The organism is Arthrobacter glycogeni, from assembly GCF_054510815.1.
This window is the reverse complement of record NZ_JBTNDV010000011.1, coordinates 37,014-61,800: the sequence shown is the minus strand read 5'-3', so window position 1 is coordinate 61,800 and position 24,787 is coordinate 37,014. Positions and strand designations below refer to the sequence as shown.

Here is a 24,787-nt window from a genome sequence, read left to right as displayed (position 1 = left end):
CGGCGACGGGTGGACCACCGAGGCCGGACCTGGCGTCCACCGCATCGCGCCTATACTGGGAGGCGTGAATTCCGGGCAGGTCCACTCAGGACTGATTATCGTGGACAAGCCTCAGGGCTGGACCAGTCATGACGTGGTCAGCAAAATGCGCGGGATGGCAGGGACCCGGAAGGTGGGTCATGCTGGCACCCTCGATCCGATGGCAACGGGGGTGCTGGTGGTCGGCATCAACCGGGCTACCCGGCTCCTCACCTATGTGGTCGGGACCTCCAAAACCTACACTGCAACCATCCGGCTGGGCCAGTCGACAATCACGGACGACGCCGAAGGCGCCCTGGTCGCCTCCGCCACCGCTGCAGGGGTGACTCCCGAAGCCATTCGCGCTGGTGCTGCAGCCCTGACCGGCGACATTGAGCAGGTGCCCAGCAGTGTCAGTGCCATCAAAGTGAACGGGGAGCGCGCCTACACCAGAGTCCGGTCCGGCGAGGACGTGGTGCTTGCGGCGCGTCCCGTCACCATCCACCGCTTCGACATCCACGACATCCGGCCCGTGATCACCACACCGGCCGAGGGCACCCTGCAGGACGTCGACGTTACAGTCGAGTGCAGTTCGGGAACGTACATCCGGGCGCTGGCCCGCGACCTGGGTGTCTCGTTGGGGGTCGGCGGACATTTGACCGCGCTCCGTCGGACCCGGGTGGGCCCCTACTCGCTGGAGCAGGCCGCGACCCTCGAGGAACTGGCCACTGACCTCCGGCTGTTGCCTATCAATGATGCTGCGCGTGTGCTCTTTCCCCCCCGCGAGCTCTCCGCAGCTGAGGCACTCGATCTATCCCATGGCCGTTTCATCCCGGCCGGGCACGACGACGGACCAGTGGCCGCCTTCGCCCCCGACGGCACACTGGTCGCCCTCCTCAAGAACTCGTCAGAACGGGCCCGCCCCCTGTTGGTCTTCGCGCCCGGAAACGGCTCCGCCCAGTGATCGTCGACGGATTCTTCATCGCGGGAGTTGTCGTCTGCCTGGTCTCTGCAGCGATCTGCGTCGGCGCGGCGGTGATCCGCCAGCCACCCAATGACATCACCATCCTCTCGGTCGCCGCCGTCGAGCTGTTCCTCGTCGTCTACGGGGTGGCCGCCATCATCAGGCAGGCCGGGGGAGAGACCCTCAATGGTGAGGCGTGGGAGTTCTGGGGCTACCTTCTGACCGCCCTGTGTATTCCGCTGGCAGGATTCTGGTGGGCCATTCTTGAGCGCAGCCGGTGGAGCAACCTGGTGCTCGGCGCCGCCGGGATCACCGTGTTCGTTATGCTGTACCGGATGGAACAAATCTGGGATCGGGTACCCCTGTGAGCACGACCCCTGCTGAACAGACACCCGCTGTGCCGACCCGGCACCGCAACAGTGGCCCAGGTCGGCTGCTCATCGCCGTCTATTGTGTCTTCGCCCTCGCGGCAACCGCGCGGGCGGCCTTCCAGATCGGCACCAAATTCGGTCAGGCGCCGCTGGCCTATCTCCTCACCGCCCTGGCCGCCGGCGTGTACGTGCTCGCCACGGTGTCCCTCGCGATGCCGGGCAAACGGTGGTATTGGATTTCGGTTGGAGCGGTGGGCCTGGAACTGGTCGGGGTGCTGACGGTTGGGCTGTTCAGCCTCCTGGACCCCGAGGCGTTCCCCAGCGACACGGTGTGGTCCCTGTTTGGCAGAGGATACGGCTTTGTACCGCTGCTGCTTCCGGTGCTTGGACTGTGGTGGCTGTATCTCAACCGGCCTGGCACAGCGAGGCGACCAGCAACCGAGCGGTCCAGCCCCCCTGCGTGAGAGTATGACAGCAGGAACATCAGCAGCAGCCTTACGATCACCGGCAGCAGCAGCGTTCGTCAGCCACCTTCGAAGGAGCATCATGTCCAGCCCAGAGAATCACCCCGCCGGCAACCCGCAGGACAGCACCCGTCCGGCATCCGGCACCACGCCGGGCGGCCCTGTCGCCGGGCAGTCGCGCGGATCCAACCAGCAGCCCAAAACCGATACGCCCGGCGCCAGCCCAACCTCCAGGGGCGGAAAGACCTCCGGCAAGGCCACGACCAAAACCAGGACCGGGAAATCGGAGTGGGGAGTCTTCCGCACCGTCGTCGTCCTGGTGGGCCTCGTCATCGCCGGCTTCGGAGCGTACTACCTGATTACCGGGACGGGCGGCCTTCCCGAGGCCGACCAGGCAAGTTCCAACCCCACCCTGGAAAACCAGTTCCGGTTCTTCGCGGCCATGATGGTGGGGGTCGGCGCGGCGTTCATCACCATCGCCGTGAAATTCGAATGGGCCAACATGTTGTGGCTGGTCTGCCTGATGGTGTTCATCGGCGGTATCGGCCGCGTCCTGTCGTGGGCCTTCTCCGGCACCCCGCACTTCATGATGATCATCCTGATGGTCATCGAACTCGCCTTCCCGGCGGCACTGCTCGTCTGGCACCGGTATATTGCCAAGACCACCGAAATCCGCAACGAATACGCAGCCCGCGGCTAACACCGGCTGTCGGCACCGAACCACCCGGGCCCGCCCGGCACCGGTTCACAACGAAAGAGGAGATGCGTGCACTACTGGACTGACCTGGCCAGTGTTCCGAATGGTTTTGGTCCATCGGTGGTCACCATCGGCAACTTCGACGGCGTCCACTGCGGACACCAGCGCGTGCTGCAGCAACTGGTCGCCGCGGCCGAAGCCCACCACGCAGCAGCGGTGGTCATCTCGTTCGAACCGCACCCGGCCAAGGTGCACCGGCCGGAGCAGGCGCCCGAACTCATCATGGGGCTCGAGGACCGCGTCGAGACGCTGGCCACCACCGGTATCCAGGCGCTGCTGATGATGCACTACACGCTGGAACTAGCAGCAAATACGCCGGAAGAATTTGTTCAGAAGGTCTTCGTCGATACGCTCAACGTGCGCGCGGTGGTCATCGGGCACGACGTCCGGTTTGGCCGCGACAACAGCGGTGATCTGGGCACCATGCGTGAACTTGGCCAGAAGCTCGGGTTCGAGGTCATTGTCATCGACGATTTCGGCGCCAGCCCCACTGCCCCGACCGAGGCCGACGGCGACCGGCGGTGTTCCTCCACCTGGGTGCGCGAGGCGTTGGAAGACGGCGATGTCGCCACCGCCGCGCGGATCCTCGGACGGCCACACCGGATGCGCGGCGAAGTGGTCCACGGCGCGGCCCGCGGACGCGAGCTGGGCTACCCGACCGCCAACCTGTCCCCAGCGTCCGGCGGGTACATCCCCGCCGACGGGATCTACGCCGGCTGGCTCGTCGACGAAGCGGGCACCCGCTGGCCCGCCGCCATTTCCGTGGGATCGAATCCCACCTTCGAAGGGGTGAGCCGGCAGGTGGAGGCCCACGTCATAGACCGGCCCCCGGAAGAGGTCTCTGACTTCGACCTCTATGGGCAGACCGTCATCGTGGAGTTCACCTGTCGGCTTCGCGGGATGGTGGCCTATACGGGGCCGGATGCCCTGATCGCGCAGATGCGGCTCGACGTCGGGCAGACCCGTACGGTCCTTTCGACAGAACAACGCCTCAGCAGGTAAACTAGACCGTGGATCCGGCTGCAGTCCGTGGTGGCTGGATCTTTCTGTGTCTGTGATGCGGCGGGTGACCTCCGCGCAGGCCAGGGAACTTGTTCACGGTACAACTCTAGGAGTTATTGTGGCCCTTGACGCCGCTATCAAGCAGGAAATCATTAAGGAATATGCAACCGGGGAAGCCGACACAGGCTCACCTGAGGTGCAGATTGCCATGCTGTCCCGCCGTATTCTCGACCTGACCGAACACCTCAAGATGCACAAGCACGACCACCACACGCGTCGTGGCCTGCTCTTGATGGTTGGACGCCGCCGTCGTCTGCTGGACTACCTGCGCAAAACCGACATCACGCGCTACCGTACGCTCATTGAGCGTCTCGGCCTGCGCCGCTAGTCAGACACGTGGGGCGGCGCCTTCCTTGAGGGAAGGAGCCGCCTTCCACGTGTGGCCTCCGGCCACACGAACAACTAAAAACACATTGGAGCCAGGCAGGTACCGCGCATTCGCGGTCCTCGGTAGTGGTCTCCGGGAGCAGACGGCCGTGCAGCACTAGACAGTGCAGCGCACGCGAGAGTCCCCGTGGATCTCGATCGAAGACCGGGTGCGAGAATCACCGCATAGAAAGGTGATCAGGTTCCGGCAGGGCACCAGCCCCAACAGAAACGGAGGTGACTCTCTATGGAGGGTCCCGAAATTCAATTCGCCGAAGCCGTGATTGACAACGGCCGGTTCGGCAAGCGCACCGTACGGTTCGAAACCGGTCGTCTTGCACAGCAAGCAGCCGGCGCCGCCATGGTGTACATCGATGAAGACACAGCACTGCTGTCAGCAACCACCGCCGGCAAGCACCCCCGCGAAGGCTTCGACTTCTTCCCCCTGACCGTGGACGTCGAGGAGCGCATGTACGCCGCAGGGCGTATCCCAGGCTCCTTCTTCCGCCGCGAAGGCCGTCCCTCCACCGAGGCGATCCTCGCCTGCCGGTTGATGGACCGCCCGCTGCGCCCGGCCTTCGTGAAGGGCCTCCGCAACGAGGTCCAGATCGTCGTCACCGTCCTGGCGATCAACCCCGACGTGCGATACGACGTCGTCGCCATCAACGCAGCCTCCATGTCCACCCAGCTCTCCGGCCTCCCGTTCTCGGGTCCGATCGGCGGTGTCCGCGTGGCACTCGTTTCCGATGGCAGCGGCCAGGACCAGTGGATCGCGTTCCCAAAGCACTCCGAACTGGAGAACTCGGTCTTTGACATGGTCGTCGCTGGCCGCGTCGTCACCGGACCAGAGGGCGACGACGTCGCCATCATGATGGTCGAAGCCGAAGCGACCGACAATTCGTGGAAGCTCATCAAGGAAGACGGCGCCACAGCACCGACCGAAGAGATCGTCGCCGACGGCCTGGAAGCGGCCAAGCCGTACATCCGCGCCCTCTGTGACGCGCAGGCTGACCTAGCCGGCCGCGCCGCCAAGCCGACCGTCGACTTCCCGGTCTTCCTCGACTACCAGGACGACGTCTTCGCGGCAGTCGAATCGGCAGCTGCAGCCAAGCTGACCGAGGTCTTCCAGATCGCTGACAAGAAGGAGCGCGATCTCGCCTCCGACGCCCTCAAGGACAGCGTCACCGCTGACCTCGCCGGGCAGTTCGAAGGCCGCGAAAAGGAGCTCTCAGCTGCTTTCCGGTCCGTCACCAAGAGCGTGGTCCGCCAGCGCATCCTCAAGGACCAGATCCGTATTGACGGCCGCGGCTTGAGCGACATCCGTCAGCTCACCGCCGAGGTGGAGGTGCTGCCTCGCGTCCACGGTTCGGCGATCTTCGAGCGCGGCGAAACCCAGATCATGGGTATCACCACGCTGAACATGCTCAAAATGGAGCAGCAGATTGACTCGTTGTCGCCGGTAACGCGCAAGCGCTACATGCACAACTACAATTTCCCGCCCTACTCCACCGGTGAAACCGGCCGCGTCGGTTCGCCGAAGCGCCGCGAAATCGGTCACGGTGCCCTCGCGGAACGCGCCCTCATGCCGGTCCTGCCGAGCCGTGAGGAATTCCCTTACGCGATCCGCCAGGTCTCCGAGGCGCTGAGCTCCAACGGCTCGACGTCGATGGGCTCCGTCTGCGCCTCAACCCTGTCGCTGCTCAACGCCGGTGTGCCCCTGAAGGCACCCGTCGCCGGTATCGCCATGGGCCTGGTGTCCGACGTCGTCGACGGTCAGACCCGCTACGCGGCACTGACCGACATCCTCGGCGCCGAAGATGCTTTCGGCGACATGGACTTCAAGGTTGCCGGTACCGCCAAATTCGTCACAGCCATCCAGCTGGACACCAAGCTCGACGGGATTCCCGCCTCTGTGCTCGCGGCAGCACTGAAGCAGGCCCGCGAAGCCCGTCTGCACATCCTGGGTGTCCTTGAGGCAGCCATCGACGTGCCGGACGAGCTCTCCGAGTTCGCGCCACGCATCATCTCGGTGAAAATCCCGGTTGACAAGATCGGCGAGGTCATTGGTCCCAAGGGCAAGATGATCAACCAGATCCAGGAAGACACCGGCGCTGACATCTCGATCGAAGATGACGGCACCGTCCTGATCGGCGCCACCAACGGTGGTGCGGCCGAGGCTGCACGTGCCGCGGTGAACGCCATCGCCAACCCTCAGATTCCTGAGATTGGCGAGCGGTACCTGGGTACGGTCGTCAAGACCACCACCTTCGGTGCCTTCGTCTCCCTGACTCCGGGCAAGGATGGGCTCCTGCACATCTCCGAGCTGCGGAAGCTGGCCAACGGCAAGCGCGTCGACAACGTCGACGACATCGTCTCGGTGGGCCAGAAGGTCCAGGTCGAAATCACCAAGATCGACGACCGCGGAAAGCTGTCGCTCTCCCCAGTTGTTGCCGACGACGCTGCCGCTGACGATGCTTCAGCAGACTCAGCTGCATCGGTCGGTTCAACAGAGGGTGACGACAACTAACAAATGGTTGTATCAGCTAACAACGCCTCCGGTCCTGTTCCCGACACGTCGTCGGGAGCAGGGCCGTTGGTCGTTTCACAAGAGAATCGTACCGGGCCGACGTCGATCGTCCTGCCGCTGTTGCCCACCCCCGCGCCCTCAGCCGACGGCACTGACGCCGGCCAGGATCCGACGCTTGTCGCCGGAACGCTGGGCGGCGCCGTCGTGCGCCGGTCGGTGCTCCCCGGCGGGGTCCGCGTGCTGACCGAGGCGATGCCCGGTCAGCGGTCGGCGACCATCGGTTTCTGGGTGGGGGTCGGGTCACGGGACGAGGCCGAAGGCCAGCACGGCTCCACCCATTTCCTGGAGCACCTGCTGTTCAAGGGCACCACGCGGCGCACCGCGCTGGAAATCGCCGAGGCCTTCGATGAGGTGGGCGGCGAATCGAATGCCGCCACCGCGAAAGAGCACACCTGCTACTTCGCCCGGGTCCTTGACGCCGACCTGCCGATGGCGATCGACGTGATTGCGGACATGGTCACGTCAGCAGTGATCGACGCCGACGAGCTGGAGCAGGAACGCGACGTCATTCTCGAGGAAATTGCGATGGACAGCGATGACCCCGCCGACGTCGCCCACGAAGAGTTCGTCGGGGCGGTGCTCGGGTCCCACCCGCTGGGCCGCCCCATCGGTGGCACTCCCGACGCCATCAAGGCGGTGCCCCGCGACTCGGTACTGGCGCATTACCGCCAGTACTACCGGCCGTCGGAACTGGTCGTCACCGCGGCCGGAGGACTGGACCACGACGTGGTCTGTGGCCTGGTACTCGACGCGTTGCGGACCGCCGGCTGGACCCTGGAGGCCGAGGCGCTACCCGTCGCCCGTCGGTCGGCTACGCCGGTGCCGATTGAAAGCACCGGGGGGATCCGGGTCATCCGGCGCGCTGTAGAGCAGGCGAACATCCTGGTCGGCTGCCCGTCCATCACCGCGACCGACGGCCGCCGGTTCGTGATGAGCGTGCTGAACGCTGTCCTGGGGGGTGGCATGTCGTCGCGGCTGTTTCAGGAGATCCGGGAGAAGAGAGGACTGGTCTATTCGACCTACTCGTTCTCCGCCTCCTACGCGGATGCTGGCTACTTCGCCATGTATGCGGGGTGCTCGCCGGCGAAGACCGGTCAGGTGATCGGGTTGCTCGGCGCTGAGCTGGACCGGCTCGCGGCTGATGGCATCTCAGCCGAGGAACTGCGCCGCGCCGTCGGGCAGCTCTCCGGTGGCATGGTGCTGGCGCTTGAGGACAGCGGGTCGCGGATGTCGCGGCTCGGCAGGGCCGAACTGGTGTCGGGGGAGTTCCTCGGCCTGGATGAGGTTCTGGCCCGGGTCAACGCCGTCACCGAAGAGCAGGTACGGGAACTGGCCGCCGAACTGGCTGCAGCGCCGCGCACCATCACCGTCGTCGGGCCGTTTGATACCCCGGCGGATTTCGGTCACTAGTCGGCCGGAACACGCTTAAGCCATCAGCGACGCACCCCGCCCGGGGCGCGTCGCCGGTGCTTAAGGCTGATGACGCAGGGGTGGGGCGTAGGTTTGTTAGCCGCCGGCGAAGGGCGGCAGGATGTCCAGGACGTCGCCGACAACGAGCACCCGGTTGCGGTCCCGGGCGGCCACCTCGTTCAGGAGGAAGCTGCTCCGGGCAATCACCTCGGGCATCGCCGGCCCGCCCACCCGAACCGGTAGCGGGTAGCGGACCGTGATGTGCTCCAGCACCGCGTCGAGTGACGCCGGACCGAGGTCGAGGCGCTCTTCTGCCATACCGGCTGCGGCTTGCGCGGCGCCGAAGTATCGGACCAGCATCTAGCCGCCTATCGCGCTCATGCTGCGGTCCGGCTGCACAAAGTCGGCCGACCCCAGCCCCACATGGCCCATTCCGTGCGCCTTGGGCTTGGCCCACATGGCGTCCTGCCAGCGGGCGGCGATGGCGTCGTCGTCGGCGTCTGAGCGCAGCAGGTCCCGCAGATCGGTCTCTTCGCGCGAGAACAGGCAGCTCATGATCTTGCCCTCGGCGGTGACCCGGGTACGCCGGCAGTCGGCGCAGAAAGGCTCGGTCACCGACGCGATAATGCCGACGGTCCCGACGACGATGTCGGGTGCCGCGATCCGGCGCACCTCCCAGCGTTCGGCGGGAGCGCCGTCGCGGTTGCGGGGGTCGGGCGTCAACACAAACTGGCGCTCCAGGAGGGTCCGCATCTCCAGGGCGGTGATCATACCGTCGCGGGTCCACCCATGATCGGCGTCCAGGGGCATCTGTTCGATGAAACGCAGCTCGAAGCCCTTGGACACCGCCCACTCAAGAAGATCCGGTGCTTCCTCGTCGTTGATGCCGCGCATCAGGACGGCGTTGATCTTGACGAGACCCAGCCCCACCTCGGCTGCAGCCTCAATACCGCGCAGGACCCGGTCCAGGAACGGGCGGCGGGTGAGCTGGGCGAACGTGTCGGGGTGCAGGGAATCCATTGACACGTTGATCCGGCTCAGGCCGGCATCCTTGAGGGCGCGGGCCTTCTTGTCCAGGCCGAGGCCGTTGGTCGTCATGGAGATCGGCAGGTCGGCGTGATTGGCGCGGATGTCTCCGATGATCTGCAGCAGGTCGGCGCGGACCAGAGGCTCGCCACCTGTCAGACGCAATTCACGCACACCGAGGGTGTCGACGCCGATCCGCACCAGTCTGACAATTTCCTCGCGGGACAAGACAGCCGATTTCTGCAGCCAGTCCAGTCCTTCGGCGGGCATGCAGTAGGTACAGCGCAGATTGCATTTATCTGTCAACGACAGCCGCATGTCAGTGGCCTTTCGGCCAAAACTATCCATGAGCCCCGGCCCGGCATCGGTGGGGCGTTGGACCCCGAGATGCGGCATTCCCAGTTCAATTCCCATCCTTCGAGATTACGCCCTTTCAGCTGCGGTCTCTATTTCGTGTGCGTCCGACAGGTCACGGGAATCCCCGATTCCTTCCAGAACACGAACAAATTACCCGCCAGCGGGTAAACGGGAGGTTGATGCAGCCGGAGAAATCTAGGATAGGAGGGTGTCCACCCCCTCGAAAGTGCCGCGCAACGCCCATCCCGGCGACCTTCCGCCGGGGCAACGACGAATCCTGGTCGTTGAGGACGAATCGGTGCTCCGCCAGGTGGTGCGGGATTACCTGCTTAAGGAAGGATTTGCTGTGGACACAGCGGCCGATGGGGTCACGGCCCTGCATCTCGCCCAGACCAGCAGGCCGGACCTCATGATCCTTGACCGGATGCTGCCCGGCCTGGATGGGATGGAAGTTTGTCGGCGGATCCGTTCTGCCCCCGCCTACCCTTCGGGCCGGACCCTTCCAATCATCATGCTCACCGCGCTCGGAACTCTGGACGACCGCGTCCATGGGCTGGAAGCCGGCGCGGATGACTATCTGACAAAACCCTTCTCGCCCCGTGAACTGGTGCTCAGGGTCCACTCAGTGCTGCGTAGAGGAACTCCTGACACCAGCCCTGACCAACCTGTCGACGTCGCCGGGTTCCGGCTGGACCCCGCAGCCCGAACCGTCGAACACCGTGGGACCGAGTTGTACCTGACCGTGCGGGAGTACGAACTATTGGCCTGGTTCCTGCATCATCCCCGGCAGGTGTTCACCCGTGACGAGCTGATCCGCTCCGTCTGGGGGTGGGAATTCGGTGACCTTTCAACGGTGACCGTCCATGTCAGGCGGGTCAGGGAGAAAATCGAAGTGGACCCCACCAGTCCCCGCCTGCTGCAGACCGTCTGGGGGGTCGGCTACCGCTTCAACGCGGCCGGAGCCGGACCTGGGGCCGGTTCAGCAGCGACCGGGGGAGGCAGCGATGACCACTGACCAGCTGCTCTCGATCGTCTCGCTAGCCCTCCTTTGGGCGGTGGTGATCGGTGCTGCGACGTTCGCCCTGCTGCGGCTGCTGCGCCGTTCATCCCTGGTGGTCCAGTTCTGCCTGGTGCTGTTCGCGACCATCGGGGTCCTCGTGGCGGGCATGATCAGCGCCGTCAACGCCATGGTGATCACCGCCCTGGACCTGCAGATCATGTGGTACATCATCGGTGTGGCGTCGCTTGTAGCGTTCGGCCTGTCCCTGCTGTTGGGGACGCGGGTTGCACGGAACGCAGTGCAGTTGGCGACGGCGGCGCGCAGCATCGGGGCGGGAGAGACAATCCAGCTCGGCCCAGAATCCATGAGCTCGGAGCTGGCATCCCTGGCACAGGAACTGAAAAGGACGAGCGCCCGGCTGGAACAGTCACGCCGTCGAGAAGCAGCAATCGAGGATTCACGCCGGAAGATGGTCACCTGGATATCCCACGATCTGCGGACCCCGCTGGCGAGCATGAGGGCCATGGCAGAGGCCCTCGAAGACGGCCTTGCCGCCGACGTCTCCGGCTACCACTCCCAGCTCATCTCCCAGACCGACCAGATGGCGGTGATGATCAACGGACTGCTCGAGCTGTCAAAAATCCAGGAGGGTAGCCTGCACCTGTCGTCTGAGCCGCTCCACCTGTACGACGTGGTGAGCGACGCCATCGCCGACCTGATGCCGCTGGCAGCGCAGCGGGGCGTTGCCGTTGAGGGCGACGGAGGGGACAACCCGATAGTGCCCGGCGACGGGCCGATGATGTCCAGGGCGGTCCGCAACCTGATCCTCAACGCCATCCTCTACACCGGGGAAAAAACCAGGGTCAGGATCGGCCTGTCCAGGCTGGGCGACAATGCGGTGCTCACGGTGGCTGACGAATGCGGGGGGATCGCCGTCGACGACCTGGACCAGGTCTTTATCGCCGGTTGGCAGAAGAATCCCCGACGAGAAACAGGCGGCTACACCGGAACCGGTGTGGGGCTCAGCGTGGCCGCCGGAATCATCGGCGCGCACCGCGGAAGCCTCGCCGTCGAGACCACCCTCGACGGCTGCTGCTTCACAGCTGTGCTTCCCCTGGCCGGGTACGGAGACGACGGCGACACCCCCACCAGCACAGTGGATAGCGCGGGTACCCCCGGTATCTCCAGCACAGTAGAGAGAGAACACTGAGATGGCGCGGACCAAAGGCTGGGCAGCCCTCACCGGCATGATTGCGGTGGCTATCGCGGTGATTGCGGCCGAGCTGACAGCAGCACTGGCAAGCCCCTCCCTCTCCCCGGTGACAGCGACCGGCTCCACGGTCATCGATGTGCTCCCGCCGGGAGTGAAGGATTGGGCGATCGAAACGTTCGGCACAGCCGACAAGCTCGTGTTCCTCATCACCATGTTGATGGTCATTGCCGTAGTGGCGGCGGGCGCCGGGATGCTTGAGTACCGGTGGCGCCGCGCCGGGGCCGCAGTAGTGCTCGCGTTCGGGCTGGCCGGGATCGCAGCGGTCGCCACCCGACCTCAGTCATCGACGGCATCGTTCGCGGCCCCGGTGGTCGCGCTGGTGCTCGGCGTCATGCTGATCAGCATCCTGATCGACAGGCTGCTGGCGTGGCAGCCCCGGCGGGACAACGGGGACGCCGTAAGCCCCGGGCCGGTGGCGCGGCGGCGTTTCCTGGCCGGGGTGGGCGTCGGGGGTGCCGTGGCAGTAGTCACCGGCGCCGCGGCCGCCGGAGTGCGGAACAGCCAGTCGCTGGTGACCCGGGCCCGGGAGCTGATCGTGCTCCCCACGCCGAGACCGACGGCGAGCGCCGACCCGGCCGCCACCGCGGTCATCCCCGCCGGGGCCGATCTCGGCGTCGACGGAGTCCCGCCCCTCGTCACCCCGAACGACGACTACTACCGGATCGACACCGCCCTGGTAGTGCCGGTCGTCGACCCGCACTCCTGGCGGCTGCGGGTGACCGGCATGGTGAAACAGGAGGTCGAGCTAACCTTCGACGAGCTTCTCGCCCTGCCCCTGGTAGAGCGCTACATCACCCTCGCCTGCGTCTCGAACGTGGTCGGTGGGGACCTGATTGGCAACGCCAAGTGGCTCGGCTGGCCCGTGCGCGAACTGCTGGCTCGGGCAGGTGTGCAGGACGGCGCCGACATGGTGCTGTCCCGCAGCATCGACGGGTTCACCGCCAGCACCCCGCTGGCAGCGATGACCGATGACCGGGACGCGCTGATCGCCGTCGGGATGAACGGGGAAACCCTCCCGATGGAGCACGGTTTCCCGGTGCGTCTGGTGGTGCCCGGACTGTACGGGTTCGTGTCCGCGACCAAATGGGTGACCGAGTTGAGGGTCACCCGCTACGACGACGACGTCGCCTACTGGTCCACGCGCGGTTGGTCCGAGCGTGGCCCGGTCAAGACCTCATCAAGGATAGACGTGCCCCGGAACAATGCCACGGTGCCGGCGGGAACCGTGACGATCGCCGGCTACGCCTGGGCCCAGCACCGCGGAATCGAGACGGTGGAGGTGAGGGTTGACGGCGGGCAGTGGCAGCAGGCCCGCCTCGGGTCTGAAATTTCCAGGGACACCTGGCGTCAGTTCTCCGCCGACGTGGATCTGGAACCGGGGACCCACAGCGTGCAGGTGCGGGCCACCGATGCCACTGGCACCAGCCAGGAGGAGAGCCTGGCGCCGGTGGCCCCCGACGGCGCCACGGGACTCCACACCGTGTCGTTCACCGTTTCCTGACCATCCCGCCGCTACCGTCCGCCGGGCACTAGGGTGGAGAACCAGAGGCAATCGTGACGGCAAGTAGGGACCCCATGATCAGAAGCGTCGAGGAACATCAACAGGCCGTGCTGGGGCTGCTCCGCTACAGCAGCAGCTACCCCGCCGGCCACCGGTCCGACGACGACGAGGTCACCGAGCGGGTACGGTTGGCCGACGCCCGCGGACGGGTGCTGGACTCCGACCTGCTGGCCCCGGTGAGCCTGCCCCCGTTCGACAATTCCCAGATGGACGGGTACGCCGTCCACGAGGCCGATCTTGGCTCGGCGGGCGACCCGGCTGGGCGAACCCTGAGCGTCGGCGCGCCCATCCCCGCCGGGATCGAACCGCCGGAGCTGGTGCAGGGCACGGCGGCGCCCATCATGACCGGTGCCATGATCCCGCGGGGCACGGGCGCCGTCGTTCCCATCGAACGGGTGACTCCAGCCCAGTTCTACTCGGCCGAAGACTACGACTCGGGCGAGGAGCTGACCGTCGGCCTGCCCGGCACAGTCGAATCCGGAGCGTTCATCCGCCGGACCGGCAGCGACATCGCCGCCGGGACCGTCGCGCTTGCCGCCGGTACGCTGCTTGGCCCGGCCCAGCTGGGGCTCCTCGCCGCCTGCGGTGTGGCCAGCGTCCCGGTGCGCCGCCCGTTCACCGTCCTGTTGCTGACCACCGGCGACGAAGTCCAGGAGCCCGGGAGCACGCCGCAACCCGGGAAGATTTTCGACGCCAACACCACCCTCCTGGAAACCGCGCTCCTCGACGCTGGCGCCGCCGTCGTCAGGCACCGGCTGATGGACGACAACCCGACGCTCCTGCGGGAAGCTCTCTCCGCCGTCGCCAGCAGCGGCATCCACCTGATCCTCACCACCGGCGGGATCAGCCAGGGTGCCTATGAGGTGGTGAAACAGGCGCTGGCCAATAGCAGCGTCGAGTTCCTCGCGGTCGCTATGCAACCCGGCGGACCGCAGGCGCTCGGGACGATCGGCGGGGTTCCGTTCCTCGGTTTCCCCGGCAACCCGGTCAGCGCTCTCGTATCCTTCGAAATGTTCCTCCGGCCGGCACTCACCGCCGTCGCAGGCGTCCCACACCCTCGGGTGTCGCTGATCGCCGCCCTTGAAAACGACGTGACATCACCGGAAGCGAAACACCAGGTCAGGCGGGGCTGGTACACCCCCCGGGCGGCAGCGGGGGAGCCGGTCGGAACGGTTAGGCTGATAGGCGGCCCCGGATCGCACCTGATCCACGCGTTGGCGGAATCGAATGTGCTGGTGCACCTGCCCGTGGGCACCGGAAACCTCACAGCAGGGGACTTGGTGTCGGTCTGGCTGGTGGATGGAGTGCAAGGTAGCCCCGCGTTCGGGATCCCGGCGTCGCACCCGCTCGCCACCGAAGGCACACGATTTTGAAGCATGACAGTGAGGACAGCATGACCGAGAACACCGGCCCGGCGTCGCTCAGCCATGTGCGCGAGGACGGCAGCGCGCACATGGTTGACGTGTCAGCCAAGACCGAAACGCCGCGCGAGGCCACCGCGCAAGCCGTCCTGCGCACCACCGCCGAGGTGGTGGGCCTGATCACCGCCGGCGGGCTCCCCAAGGGTGACGCGTTGGCTGTCGCCCGGGTGGCCGGGATCATGGCCGCCAAGCAGACCTCCTCGTTGATCCCGCTGTGCCATCCGCTGCCGCTGAGCAAAATCACCGTCGACTTCAGTGCCGCCGACAACACGGTCACTATCACCTGCCTGGTCAAGACGACGGCGGTCACCGGCGTCGAAATGGAAGCACTGACCGGGGCGTCGCTGGCAGCTCTGGCGCTCTACGACATGATCAAGGCCGTGGACAAGCGCGCCGTCATCACCGACACGCGGGTACTGGCGAAGTCCGGCGGCAAAAGCGGGGACTGGACGGCATGACCGGGCAGCGCACCGCAGCAGTAATCATCGCGTCCACCCGGGCCGCCGCCGGGATCTACCAGGACGAGTGTGGCCCGGTCATCCTCGGCTGGCTGCTGGAGAACGGTTTCGCGGCGGAGCAGGCACACGTGGTGCCCGACGGCGACCAGGTGGGCCTGGCGATCGGTGCGGCACTCACCGGTTCACCCTCGGTGCTCATCACCAGCGGCGGGACCGGGCTCAGCCCCGACGATGTCACCCCCGAACAAACCGCACCGTACCTCCAGCGGTATCTGCCCGGCATCATGGAATCCGTCCGCCGCGTCGGTACCGAAAAGGTGCCGACGGCGGCGCTCAGCCGGGGCCATGCCGGTACCGCGGGCACCACCTTCGTCATCAACCTGCCCGGCTCGCCCGGCGGGGTCAAGGACGGCCTGGCCGTCCTCAAACCGCTGCTGGGGCACATCTGCTCCCAGCTGGAAGGAAAAAGTGAACACTAGCAGTGTGGTGCATGTGTCCCTCGCGCAGCACAGCATCAGTCTCGACGAGGCCCTCGCGCGGGTCGACGCTGCGGACTGCGGCGCTGTGGTCGGGTTCGGCGGCGTGGTCAGGAATCACGACGGCGGCCGAGAAGTCACCTCCCTGAGCTACACGGCGCATCCCAGTGCCGGGCGGATCATCGCCGGGATCGCCGACGAGATCGCCGCCCGGTATGACGGCGTCCGGATCTGGGTGGCACACCGCGTCGGCCCGTTGGCTATCGGTGATCCTGCGCTGGTGGCAGCAGTCGCCTCCGCGCATCGCGGCGAGGCCTTCGCCGCGTGCTCGGAACTGGTGGACACAGTCAAGGAGAGGGTCCCCATCTGGAAAGAACAGTTCTTCACCGACGGTACCGTCGAATGGGTCGGGGCCGGCAGTGCAGCCTCCACCGGTGGCGGCACTGAACCTCCGGCCGCCGGGGCGGACTCCTGACCCAAATGGGCAGGAGAGTACCTGATCAGTAGGGTTGGGTGTTATGACTGAACAACTTGCCGTCGCCGTGCTGGGAGCCGCCGGGCGGATGGGGTCGGAAGCGGTCAAAGCCATCGACGCCGCGCCGGACCTTGACCTCGTCGCCGCCCTGGGGCGGCTCGATTCGCTGGACACCCTCGTGGCCGCCGGCGCGCAGTGCATCGTTGATCTGTCGGTGCCCGACGCGACGCTCGCGAACGTGACATTCGCCGTCGAACGCGGCATCCACGCCGTGGTGGGCACCACCGGCTGGGACGAGCCCAGCCTGGACCGGCTCCGCACCCTCCTGGTCGACCACCCGGCGACCGGCGTGTTGATCGCCCCCAACTTTGCGCTCGGCTCGGTACTCGCCACCGCTTTTGCCGCCCGCGCCGCCCGATATTTCGAGTCGGTGGAGATTATCGAACTGCACCACCCCGACAAGATCGATGCGCCCTCCGGCACTGCCGTCCGGACGGCAACCCTGATCGCCCAGACCCGCCGCGAAGCCGGCCTCCCGCTGAGTCCCGACGCGACCACCAGTGAGCGTGACGGTGCCCGCGGCGCCGACGTCGACGGCGTCCGGGTGCATTCGGTGCGGCTGCGCGGTCTGGTGGCGCACCAGGAGGTGCTCCTGGGCGGCGCGGGGGAGCAGCTCACCATCCGTCATGATTCGTATCACCGCGAGTCGTTTATGCCCGGCGTCCTGCTGGGTGTCCGCGGCGTCGCATCCCACCCCGGCCTGACGGTGGGGCTGGACGGCTACCTCGATCTGGAAGCGTGAGCCGCATGGCTGAAACTGTTGGATTCTTCGGCACCCTGAAGCGCCACCGTTCCAAGGTGGGGGTGGCCCTGGTGAGCCTGCTGCTCGTCTTCTGGCTCGTCGTCGCCCTGCAACGCAGCATCATCCTCCTGGCCGACCCCGATCTGGTGGCCAAGGCCCTGGGACTCGCCTATCTCTTGCTGCCGTTGATCGGCGGCTGGGCCATGATCCGCGAACTCCTGTTCGGGCTGCAGACGTCGAAGATGGCCAACGACCTCGACGCCGAAGGGAGGCTACCCATCGACGACCTCCCCCGGACTCCCGCTGGCCGGATTGTCAGGTCGGCGGCCGACGCCCGGTTCCCCGAATACCAGGCGGAAGTAGAAGCGGCACCTGAGGACTGGCGGGGCTGGTTCAGGCTCTCCTGCGCCTACGACGCAGCCGGGGACAGGACCCGTGCCCGGCGCTCCATGCGGACGGCCGGGAAACTGTACGCAACAGCCCGCTAACCTCCCGTGGCGGGTGCACCCGGTTGGCTCCGCGGCAGAAGATCCGTAGAGTCGCCCCATGGGGACTGAGAGAGACGATACGGACCGGGTCATCATCACCGAAGTGGGTGCGTCAGGTGATCGTCAGGCAACACACGGCGACGACGGCAACTACGGTGAGGCGGGGCAGCGCCGGACCGATGATGGGACCACCCGGCACCGCGTCACGGGTAAACGGTCGGTCAACCCGTTCTTCATGGCAGCCTGGTTGCTGGCCCTCCTGATGGTGGTGGCGGGAGTGTCGTCGGTGGTGTTCTCCCTACAGGGGATGAATCCTTACGCCAGGTTCATCCCCGCACCAGATGGCATCAGCGAATCGACCAGCTACCAGATCCTGATGAGTCTGCTGATCAGCCCGGTCGGTGCTGGTCCGTTGCTGCTCGTGGCCGGCTGCATGCTGGCCGGGATTCTCCTGACAGTCCACGGCGTCAATCACGCCCGCCGCCGCTCCGAGCCAGCGTCAGCTGCCCAGGCCTGACCGAGCCGTCCGGGACGCACCCGAGGTGACCAGCTCCAACGGCCCGCGGGCATTGACCTTCAGGAAGAGCACCCCCAGGACGACGAAGACGGCCACCTGTCCCCAGTAGACCAGAGACGGTTCCGGCACGGGATTCTGGGCGTCGACAATGCTCATGGTCCAGATATGCAGGGTGTACAGGGTCAGGGTCATCGCGCCCGCCGCGGACAAGGGGAGCAGCGCGGATTCAAACCGCCGGGTCGCGAGCAGGCATAGCCCGATCACCAGGGCAGCCGTCCCGCTGGTGTGCAGCAGATCCAGCGGAGAGCCCGAATGGGGGGCGCTGACCGCCAACCACCACCACGAGCCCGACTGGTCAACACCGGTCAGGCTGACGTTCATCATCGCCTCCAGCGGGTACCGGCTGCCGTCGGGGGTCTGCAATAGTGCCGTCAGGCCGCCGGCCGGTCCCAGCAGGTAGCCGCTGGCCGCCTTCGCCGCAAGGGCCACTGCGGCACCGGAAACGACGAGTCCCAGCTGCACACGAAGGTCTCTCAGCGGCAGCCGACCGACGGCCATCCCGATCAGGAGGTAGCTCAGCCATTGCAGCGCCGGGTAGTAGCCGGTCACCGTGATGTCAGCCAGCAGGGTTGCCGGTTCAAGCAGCGTTTCAAACAGGGGGTTACCGCCCACCGATGGCGGGCTGACGGTGTCCGCGATCCACGGCCGCAGCAGGTACGCGGCGACGGGGGAGAGGAGCACCCACCCGGCAGCCCACCACGCGAGGCGCCGCAGGGGCATCGACACGAACGGCAGGGCAAGCAGGAACAGCACCCCATAGTGGAACAGGATGATGGCAATGTTGGTTTCCAGTCCGCCAAGCATCAGCCCGATCAGCATGATCACCGCGGCCCGGGCTGCGATACCCCGGCGGTCCATCCCCAACGACGGGCGGTTATGGATCCGGTGCCCTCCGGTCAGCAAGGCCAGGCCAAGTCCGGCGACGACGGCGAACAGGGCCGATGCCCGCCCGGAGAAGACCAGCGCCACCCAGGTGGCGGTCGCGCTACCCGGAACATAGAGGGGGAAAATATGGGTGCTCATCATCCCGAAAAGAGCCACGCCGCGGGCGGCGTCGACTCCGCTCAGTCGACGGGTTGCCTTGCCAGATACCATGACCTGATCGTCTCACGGCGGGGAGTCGCACCGCGGCGGGGATGCGTGGCGGGCGCCAATCAGTGCCGAAGCGGGTAACGTTTTACCCATGGCTCACACCGACACCCGCACCCTTCCCTTCGGCACCCTGGCCATAGCGATGGTGACCCCGTTCCACGCTGACGGCAGCGTTGACTTCGAGGCCACCGCCCAGCTCGCTAATCAGCTGGTCGACGACGGCTGCGACGGGCTGGTGATCTCCGGTACCACCGGAGAGACGTCAACGCTCGAGGACCAGGAGAAGGAAGACCTCTTCCGGGTAGTCGTCGAAACGGTGGGCGGGCGTGCCAAGGTCATCGCCGGCACTGGCACCAACCACACCTCGCACTCCATCGAGATGGCGCAGCGCGCCGTGCGCGCCGGCGTCGACGGTCAACTGGTGGTGACCCCCTACTACAACAAGCCCACCCAGGCCGGTGTGCTGGCCCACTTCGAGGCGGTCGCCGAAGCCACGGATCTGCCCATCATGATCTACGACATTCCGGGCCGGTCCGGAATCCCGATCCGCACCGAGACCATGATCCGGCTGGCGGACAACCCGAAGATCGTGGCGCTGAAGGACGCGAAAGCTGACTTCGCCGAGATCACCCGGGTGCTCGCCAACACCACCCTCGACGTGTACTCCGGCGACGACGGCCTCACCCTGCCCTGGATGATCGCCGGCGGCGTTGGCGTGGTCAGCGTCAGCGCGCACGTCGCCACTGCCCAGTTCAGAGCACTGGTCGACGCCGCCGGCGCGGGCGACGTCGACACCGCCCGCCGGATCCACTTCGAGCTTGATCCGGTGGTCCGCGCAGTCATGACCCACCTCCCCGGTACTGTCTCAGCGAAGCAGATCCTCGAAATGCAGGGCCTCATCCCCAACGCTGTGGTCAGGTTGCCCCTCGTAGGGCCCTCCACCACCGAGATGGAGCCCATTCTCGCCGACCTGGCCGAAGCGGGGATGAACTTCGACCGCCCGCGCTCCACCCGCCGCTCGGAGGGAACCCGGGCATGACGGTGTCGGCCGCCACAGCACTCATCGCCCCACCGGACCTCGCGCCGGGCGTGCTGCGCATCGTCCCACTGGGCGGTCTCGGCGAAATTGGCCGGAACATGGCGGTGTTCGAACTGAACGGCAAACTTCTGATCGTCGACTGTGGAGTGCTGTTCCCCGAAGAAACCCAGCCCGGCGTCGACCTGATCCTCCCCGACTTCTCGTACATCGAGGACCGGCTCGACGACGTCGTCGGCCTGGTCCTGACGCACGGTCATGAGGACCACATTGGCGCCGTCCCCTATTTGCTGCGGCACAAGAAAGACATCCCGCTGATCGGCTCCCAGCTCACGCTGGCCCTGATCGAAGCGAAACTGCAGGAACACCGGATCACTCCTTACACCCTCACCGTTACCGAGGGGCAGATTGAGCAGTTCGGCCCGTTCGAATGCGAGTTCGTGGCGGTCAACCACTCCATCCCGGATGCCCTCGCCGTCTTCATCCGCACTGTTGCCGGAAACGTCCTGCACACCGGGGACTTCAAGATGGACCAGCTTCCGCTGGACGGGCGCATCACCGATCTGAGGGCGTTCGCGCGGCTCGGCGAGGAGGGGGTTGACTTGTTCATGGTCGACTCCACGAACGCCGACGTGCCCGGTTTCACCACCGCTGAACGCGAGATCGGCCCGGTCCTGAACCGGCTGTTCGGACAGGTCACCAAACGGGTTATCGTCGCCTCGTTCTCGTCCCACATCCACCGGGTCCAACAGGTACTCGACGCCGCCGAAGCCCACGGGCGCTTCGTCTGCTTCGCCGGGCGATCAATGGTGCGGAACATGACCATCGCCACGAAGTTGGGGTACCTGAAAGTCCCCGACGGAATCCTCGTTGACATCAAGAACGTCGACAGTTTGCCCGACGACAAAGTGGTGCTGATGTCCACCGGGTCCCAGGGGGAGCCGATGGCGGCCCTGTCCCGGATGGCCAACGGCGACCACAGAATCACCGTGGGCAAGGGCGACACGGTGATCCTCGCATCCTTCCTCATCCCCGGCAACGAGAACGCGGTGTTCAGGGTGATCAACGGGCTACTCAAGCTCGGTGCCGACGTCATCCATAAGGGCAACGAGAAGGTCCACGTCTCCGGGCACGCTGCGGCGGGCGAACTGCTCTACTGCTACAACATCATCAGGCCACGCAATGTGATGCCGGTACACGGTGAAACCCGGCACCTGATCGCCAACGCCCGGCTGGCCGAGCAGACCGGCGTCCCCACCGAGAACGTGCTGCTGACCGACGACGGCTCGGTGATCGACCTGGCGAATGGTGTCGCCCGCATCGTTGGGGCGGTGGAATGTGGGTTCGTTTACGTGGACGGGTCGAGCATCGGGGAGATCACCGACGCCGATCTCAAGGACCGCCGCATCCTCGGCGAAGAGGGGTTCATCTCCATCGTCACCGTGGTCAACCGGAGCACCGGAAAGATCGTGTCGGGTCCCGACATTCACGCCCGGGGCTTCGCCGAAGACGACTCGGTGTTCGACGAGATCAAGCCCCAGCTCAACGCGGCACTCGAGGAAGCCGTCATGAGTAACAAGGACCACACCGTGTACCAGTTGCAGCAGGTGGTCCGCAGGGTGATTGGCACGTGGGTGAACCGTCGCTATCGCCGTCGGCCCATGATCATCCCGGTGGTCCTGGAGGCCTAGGCGACCGGGACCCACTGGGCATAGGCCTCGATGCCCACCGAACTCGCTCACCTGGCGGGCAGCTGTGCAGGCGGCAGTGCAGAACCGGCCGCGTATGTCCCGGAAATCCGGGGCGATGTCCGGTACCGTTAGCTCCATGGCGACTCGTACTTCCCCGGGCCCCAGAGGTTCACAGCAGTCGCGCGGTAAGAACACTTCGACTGCTGCGCGTTCAACTTCGGGCCGCAGCGGTGCTACCAAAAGTGGCGGCAGCACCCGGCAACCGACCAAACAGCAGCCCGTGCAGCCCGGTGACACCCTTCCCCTGCCGCTGCGCGCCCTGAGGGGACTATGGATGGGCCTGGCCCACATGGTTGCATCGGGAGTCCGCAAGTTTGGTCATGATGTCCGCCCGGAGAAGGAACTGCGCCGGGATGGCACAGGCCTGTTCCTCATGATTCTTAGCGTTGCCGTTGCCGCAGTCGAGTGGTGGGCACTGACCGGGCCCGGCGCCGACGTCGTGCACGCTGTCGCCGCCGGAACGTTCGGCTGGATGGCGCTGCTGGTGCCGTTCATGCTGCTGATCGGTGCGGTCCGTCTTTTCAGGTACCCCGAGAATCACCGTGCCAACAACCGGGTCGGCATCGGCATGACCATCGCCTTGTTCGCTGGCTCCGGTATCGCGCACCTCTCCGGCGGGGCGCCCGCCCTCGTGGACGGCTTCGAACGCCTGTGGCAGGCCGGGGGAGTGGTTGGCTTCCTGGTTGCTGGCCCGCTGAGCGCTATCCTGACCGTCTGGCCAGTGGTTGTTCTGCTGTCGGTCTTGATCTTTTTGAGCGTGCTTATCGTTACCGCCACCCCCTTCCGGCATATCCCCTCCCGGCTCCGGGCCCTGTATGAACACCTCATGGGGCAGGACCTCATTGACGAGGATCGGCAGAAGAAGGGCGAGCGTGGTGACGGCGAAGCCGCCGACGGGAAGCACGACCAGAGCTACCTCGACGAACGCCCCTCCACCCCCACGAAGAAGCCCAAGCGAAGGATGCGCCTCTTCGGACGTGACCGCGCGGCTGACCGGGAGCAGGCTGAGCTGGACGGCTACGTCGGCGACGAGGCGTTTGAGCGGGCGGTGGTGGACGACGACGTCGATCACGATGCCCAGGACCAGCGGGGGCACCAGGCCGCTGCTCCCACGGAGCCGCGGGTACCGCCGGGGGTCCGTCGTCCCACCCAGCAGGAACGGGCTACCGAGAAGATCAAGCAGGATCACGGTATCCCGGCTGATCCCCACGACCCCGGACACGACCCGGGCGCCCAGAGCCCCGAACCGGCCACCGAAGCCATGGCAGTGCTCCCCACAGCGGTGCCCCGGGTTCCCTCGACCCCCGTGCAACCGCAGGTACCGCCAACCCCCATGCCGCAGCGGACCGAGCAGCTGCAACTGGCCGGTGATGTCACCTACACCCTCCCGCCGTCGGACTACCTACCCGCGGGAACCCCTCCCAAGGAACGCTCCGACGCCAACGACTCGGTGGTCGCCGCGCTGACCCACACCCTCGACCAGTTCCACGTGGATGCCAAAGTTACCGGGTTCTCCCGCGGTCCCACGGTGACCCGGTACGAGATCGAGCTGGCACCGGGCACCAAGGTGGAGCGGGTGACCGCCCTGTCCAAGAACATTTCCTACGCGGTGGCGAGCTCCGACGTCCGCATCCTGTCGCCGATCCCGGGCAAGTCGGCGATCGGCATCGAGATCCCCAACACCGACCGCGAGACGGTGTCGCTGGGCGACGTCCTGCGCTCCGGCAACGCCCGCAAAACCGACCACCCGATGGTGATGGGCGTCGGCAAGGACGTTGAAGGCGGGTTCGTCGTCGCCAACCTCGCCAAGATGCCCCACCTGCTGGTCGCTGGTGCCACCGGCGCCGGTAAGTCATCGTTCGTGAACTCGATGATCACGTCGATCCTGATGCGTTCCACCCCCGACGAGGTGCGCATGGTGATGGTCGACCCCAAACGCGTGGAACTCACCGCCTACGAAGGCGTTCCCCACCTGATCACCCCCATCATCACCAGCCCCAAAAAGGCTGCCGAGGCGCTCCAGTGGGTAGTCCGCGAAATGGACACCCGCTACGACGATCTCGCCAACTACGGGTACAAGCACATCGACGACTTCAACAAAGCCGTCCGGAACGGGAAGGTCATCCCGCCCGAGGGATCGAAGCGCGTGGTCCGCCCTTACCCCTATCTGCTGGTCATCGTCGATGAGCTCGCCGACCTGATGATGGTGGCACCACGCGACGTCGAAGACTCGATTGTGCGCATCACCCAGTTGGCGCGTGCCGCCGGTATCCACCTGGTCCTCGCCACCCAGCGACCGTCGGTCGACGTCGTCACCGGCCTGATCAAGGCCAACGTGCCGTCACGGATGGCGTTCGCGACGTCGTCGGTCACCGACTCCCGCGTGGTCCTGGACCAGCCAGGCGCCGAGAAACTGATTGGTCAGGGCGACGCGCTCTTCCTCCCGATGGGCGCCTCCAAGCCGATGCGCGTGCAGGGCGCCTGGGTCACCGAATCCGAAATCCACCGCGTGGTGGAACACGTCAAGGGTCAGTTGAAGGCCAACTACCGGGAGGACGTGGCCGTCGAGGCCCCGAAGAAGCAGATCGACGACGACATTGGGGATGATCTCGACGTCCTGCTGCAGGCCACCGAACTGGTGGTCACCACCCAGTTCGGGTCCACCTCCATGCTGCAACGTAAACTGCGGGTTGGGTTCGCGAAGGCGGGCCGACTGATGGACCTGCTGGAGTCCCGCGGCGTGGTGGGCCCCTCGGAGGGCTCCAAGGCCCGTGATGTGCTGGTCAAGCCGGATGACCTGGCCGCCGTGCTCGGCGCGATGCGCGGCGACGGCCCGGTCTCGGTCCCCGACGAACCGGCCGCCAGCGCTGCGGCGCCCATCGATCTGGTGGCCGACGACCTTGAGGCCCGCCGCCAGACGGGTCAGTATCACGACGGGTCCGACGACGACGCTGACGGTTCCACTGACGCCTGGTCCCTCACGGGAAGGTAGCCT

The 24,787-nt window shown here is 66.2% G+C and carries 24 protein-coding genes; 21 read left to right on the top strand and 3 right to left on the bottom strand.

The features are described from left to right. The first annotated feature begins 64 nt into the window (after positions 1-64). From truB to ACX80G_RS12505, 8 genes are all read left to right on the top strand, one after another. A complete protein-coding gene (gene truB / locus ACX80G_RS12540) occupies positions 65-982 on the top strand; it encodes a tRNA pseudouridine(55) synthase TruB (protein ID WP_459307978.1) in 918 nt (305 codons plus the stop codon). Continuing rightward, complete coding sequence (locus tag ACX80G_RS12535) at positions 979-1,350, top strand: hypothetical protein (RefSeq protein WP_459307977.1); 372 nt, start codon at positions 979-981, stop codon at positions 1,348-1,350. The genes truB and ACX80G_RS12535 overlap by 4 nt, the downstream gene beginning before the upstream one ends. Next, a complete protein-coding gene (locus ACX80G_RS12530; RefSeq protein ID WP_459307976.1) occupies positions 1,347-1,817 on the top strand; it encodes a hypothetical protein in 471 nt (156 codons plus the stop codon). Before ACX80G_RS12535 ends, ACX80G_RS12530 begins: the two co-directional genes overlap by 4 nt. An 82-nt stretch (positions 1,818-1,899) precedes the next feature. Next, positions 1,900-2,517 carry a DUF4345 domain-containing protein gene (locus ACX80G_RS12525; protein ID WP_459307975.1) on the top strand — a complete coding sequence of 206 codons (618 nt, stop codon included), beginning with the start codon at positions 1,900-1,902 and terminating at the stop codon, positions 2,515-2,517. Between the two features lie 66 nt (positions 2,518-2,583). Next, a complete protein-coding gene (locus ACX80G_RS12520) occupies positions 2,584-3,576 on the top strand; it encodes a bifunctional riboflavin kinase/FAD synthetase (protein ID WP_459307974.1) in 993 nt (330 codons plus the stop codon). A 118-nt stretch (positions 3,577-3,694) separates the two neighbouring features. Beyond that, positions 3,695-3,964, top strand: a complete 270-nt coding sequence (gene rpsO / locus ACX80G_RS12515; protein WP_019483462.1) for a 30S ribosomal protein S15 — start codon at positions 3,695-3,697, stop codon at positions 3,962-3,964. A gap of 285 nt (positions 3,965-4,249) precedes the next feature. Then, a complete protein-coding gene (locus ACX80G_RS12510) occupies positions 4,250-6,529 on the top strand; it encodes a polyribonucleotide nucleotidyltransferase (protein WP_459307973.1) in 2,280 nt (759 codons plus the stop codon). Positions 6,530-6,532: 3 nt separating this feature from the next. After that, positions 6,533-7,999: a M16 family metallopeptidase gene (locus ACX80G_RS12505; protein WP_459307972.1), complete on the top strand. Its 1,467-nt coding sequence runs from the start codon at positions 6,533-6,535 to the stop codon at positions 7,997-7,999. Positions 8,000-8,095: 96 nt separating this feature from the next. On the opposite strand, the gene ACX80G_RS12500 is transcribed toward ACX80G_RS12505, so the two are convergent. Continuing rightward, positions 8,096-8,359 carry a MoaD/ThiS family protein gene (locus ACX80G_RS12500; RefSeq protein ID WP_459307971.1) on the bottom strand — a complete coding sequence of 88 codons (264 nt, stop codon included), beginning with the start codon at positions 8,357-8,359 and terminating at the stop codon, positions 8,096-8,098. Further along, the gene (gene moaA, locus ACX80G_RS12495) at positions 8,360-9,439 is read right to left on the bottom strand and encodes a GTP 3',8-cyclase MoaA (RefSeq protein ID WP_459307970.1); all 1,080 of its coding nucleotides are present in this window, start codon (positions 9,437-9,439) and stop codon (positions 8,360-8,362) included. It abuts the gene before it with no gap. 151 nt (positions 9,440-9,590) lie between these two features. On the opposite strand from moaA, the gene ACX80G_RS12490 reads away from it, so the two are divergent. From ACX80G_RS12490 to ACX80G_RS12445, 10 genes are all read left to right on the top strand, one after another. After that, on the top strand, positions 9,591-10,397 hold the full coding sequence (locus ACX80G_RS12490; protein ID WP_459307969.1) for a response regulator transcription factor: 807 nt from the start codon (positions 9,591-9,593) through the stop codon (positions 10,395-10,397). Next, on the top strand, positions 10,387-11,592 hold the full coding sequence (locus ACX80G_RS12485) for a sensor histidine kinase (RefSeq protein ID WP_459307968.1): 1,206 nt from the start codon (positions 10,387-10,389) through the stop codon (positions 11,590-11,592). The genes ACX80G_RS12490 and ACX80G_RS12485 overlap by 11 nt, the downstream gene beginning before the upstream one ends. A gap of 1 nt (position 11,593) precedes the next feature. Beyond that, complete coding sequence (locus tag ACX80G_RS12480) at positions 11,594-13,156, top strand: molybdopterin-dependent oxidoreductase (protein ID WP_459307967.1); 1,563 nt, start codon at positions 11,594-11,596, stop codon at positions 13,154-13,156. Positions 13,157-13,230: 74 nt separating this feature from the next. Next, positions 13,231-14,589 (top strand): molybdopterin molybdotransferase MoeA, encoded by a 1,359-nt coding sequence (locus ACX80G_RS12475; protein ID WP_459307966.1) that lies wholly within the window; start codon positions 13,231-13,233, stop codon positions 14,587-14,589. A gap of 20 nt (positions 14,590-14,609) precedes the next feature. Next, entirely contained in the window at positions 14,610-15,095 is a 486-nt protein-coding gene (gene moaC, locus ACX80G_RS12470; protein ID WP_459307965.1) for a cyclic pyranopterin monophosphate synthase MoaC, read from the top strand. After that, a complete protein-coding gene (locus tag ACX80G_RS12465; RefSeq protein ID WP_459307964.1) occupies positions 15,092-15,574 on the top strand; it encodes a MogA/MoaB family molybdenum cofactor biosynthesis protein in 483 nt (160 codons plus the stop codon). The genes moaC and ACX80G_RS12465 overlap by 4 nt, the downstream gene beginning before the upstream one ends. Beyond that, entirely contained in the window at positions 15,564-16,046 is a 483-nt protein-coding gene (locus tag ACX80G_RS12460; protein ID WP_459307963.1) for a molybdenum cofactor biosynthesis protein MoaE, read from the top strand. Before ACX80G_RS12465 ends, ACX80G_RS12460 begins: the two co-directional genes overlap by 11 nt. Positions 16,047-16,089: 43 nt before the next feature. Next, positions 16,090-16,848 (top strand): 4-hydroxy-tetrahydrodipicolinate reductase, encoded by a 759-nt coding sequence (dapB, locus tag ACX80G_RS12455; protein WP_459307962.1) that lies wholly within the window; start codon positions 16,090-16,092, stop codon positions 16,846-16,848. A 5-nt stretch (positions 16,849-16,853) separates the two neighbouring features. Next, the gene (locus tag ACX80G_RS12450) at positions 16,854-17,336 is read left to right on the top strand and encodes a hypothetical protein (protein WP_459307961.1); all 483 of its coding nucleotides are present in this window, start codon (positions 16,854-16,856) and stop codon (positions 17,334-17,336) included. A gap of 58 nt (positions 17,337-17,394) precedes the next feature. After that, positions 17,395-17,853 carry a hypothetical protein gene (locus tag ACX80G_RS12445; RefSeq protein WP_459307960.1) on the top strand — a complete coding sequence of 153 codons (459 nt, stop codon included), beginning with the start codon at positions 17,395-17,397 and terminating at the stop codon, positions 17,851-17,853. Here the strand turns inward: ACX80G_RS12445 and ACX80G_RS12440 are convergent. Further along, positions 17,836-19,008 (bottom strand): heparan-alpha-glucosaminide N-acetyltransferase domain-containing protein, encoded by a 1,173-nt coding sequence (locus ACX80G_RS12440; RefSeq protein ID WP_459307959.1) that lies wholly within the window; start codon positions 19,006-19,008, stop codon positions 17,836-17,838. The genes ACX80G_RS12445 and ACX80G_RS12440 overlap by 18 nt on opposite strands. A gap of 88 nt (positions 19,009-19,096) precedes the next feature. On the opposite strand from ACX80G_RS12440, the gene dapA reads away from it, so the two are divergent. The 3 genes from dapA to ACX80G_RS12425 all read left to right on the top strand — a co-directional run bounded on the left by dapA (position 19,097) and on the right by ACX80G_RS12425 (position 24,784). Next, on the top strand, positions 19,097-20,044 hold the full coding sequence (dapA, locus tag ACX80G_RS12435; RefSeq protein ID WP_459307958.1) for a 4-hydroxy-tetrahydrodipicolinate synthase: 948 nt from the start codon (positions 19,097-19,099) through the stop codon (positions 20,042-20,044). Next, the gene (locus tag ACX80G_RS12430; protein ID WP_459307957.1) at positions 20,041-21,732 is read left to right on the top strand and encodes a ribonuclease J; all 1,692 of its coding nucleotides are present in this window, start codon (positions 20,041-20,043) and stop codon (positions 21,730-21,732) included. Before dapA ends, ACX80G_RS12430 begins: the two co-directional genes overlap by 4 nt. 136 nt (positions 21,733-21,868) lie before the next feature. Next, positions 21,869-24,784 carry an FtsK/SpoIIIE family DNA translocase gene (locus ACX80G_RS12425; RefSeq protein WP_459307956.1) on the top strand — a complete coding sequence of 972 codons (2,916 nt, stop codon included), beginning with the start codon at positions 21,869-21,871 and terminating at the stop codon, positions 24,782-24,784. Positions 24,785-24,787 lie beyond the last annotated feature (3 nt).

Excerpts from the sequence above, each read along its gene's own strand:
- dapB (WP_459307962.1), top strand. The coding sequence starts at position 16,090 with ATGACTGAACAACTTGCCGTCGCCGTGCTGGGAGCCGCCGGGCGGATG.
- ACX80G_RS12445 (WP_459307960.1), top strand. The coding sequence starts at position 17,395 with ATGGGGACTGAGAGAGACGATACGGACCGGGTCATCATCACCGAAGTG.
- dapA (WP_459307958.1), top strand. The coding sequence starts at position 19,097 with ATGGCTCACACCGACACCCGCACCCTTCCCTTCGGCACCCTGGCCATA.
- ACX80G_RS12475 (WP_459307966.1), top strand. The coding sequence starts at position 13,231 with ATGATCAGAAGCGTCGAGGAACATCAACAGGCCGTGCTGGGGCTGCTC.
- moaA (WP_459307970.1), bottom strand. The coding sequence starts at position 9,439 with ATGGGAATTGAACTGGGAATGCCGCATCTCGGGGTCCAACGCCCCACC.
- ACX80G_RS12425 (WP_459307956.1), top strand. The coding sequence starts at position 21,869 with ATGGCGACTCGTACTTCCCCGGGCCCCAGAGGTTCACAGCAGTCGCGC.
- ACX80G_RS12465 (WP_459307964.1), top strand. The coding sequence starts at position 15,092 with ATGACCGGGCAGCGCACCGCAGCAGTAATCATCGCGTCCACCCGGGCC.
- ACX80G_RS12485 (WP_459307968.1), top strand. The coding sequence starts at position 10,387 with ATGACCACTGACCAGCTGCTCTCGATCGTCTCGCTAGCCCTCCTTTGG.
- ACX80G_RS12500 (WP_459307971.1), bottom strand. The coding sequence starts at position 8,359 with ATGCTGGTCCGATACTTCGGCGCCGCGCAAGCCGCAGCCGGTATGGCA.
- ACX80G_RS12430 (WP_459307957.1), top strand. The coding sequence starts at position 20,041 with ATGACGGTGTCGGCCGCCACAGCACTCATCGCCCCACCGGACCTCGCG.
- ACX80G_RS12505 (WP_459307972.1), top strand. The coding sequence starts at position 6,533 with ATGGTTGTATCAGCTAACAACGCCTCCGGTCCTGTTCCCGACACGTCG.
- moaC (WP_459307965.1), top strand. The coding sequence starts at position 14,610 with ATGACCGAGAACACCGGCCCGGCGTCGCTCAGCCATGTGCGCGAGGAC.
- ACX80G_RS12525 (WP_459307975.1), top strand. The coding sequence starts at position 1,900 with ATGTCCAGCCCAGAGAATCACCCCGCCGGCAACCCGCAGGACAGCACC.
- ACX80G_RS12480 (WP_459307967.1), top strand. The coding sequence starts at position 11,594 with ATGGCGCGGACCAAAGGCTGGGCAGCCCTCACCGGCATGATTGCGGTG.
- ACX80G_RS12450 (WP_459307961.1), top strand. The coding sequence starts at position 16,854 with ATGGCTGAAACTGTTGGATTCTTCGGCACCCTGAAGCGCCACCGTTCC.
- ACX80G_RS12440 (WP_459307959.1), bottom strand. The coding sequence starts at position 19,008 with ATGGTATCTGGCAAGGCAACCCGTCGACTGAGCGGAGTCGACGCCGCC.
- ACX80G_RS12510 (WP_459307973.1), top strand. The coding sequence starts at position 4,250 with ATGGAGGGTCCCGAAATTCAATTCGCCGAAGCCGTGATTGACAACGGC.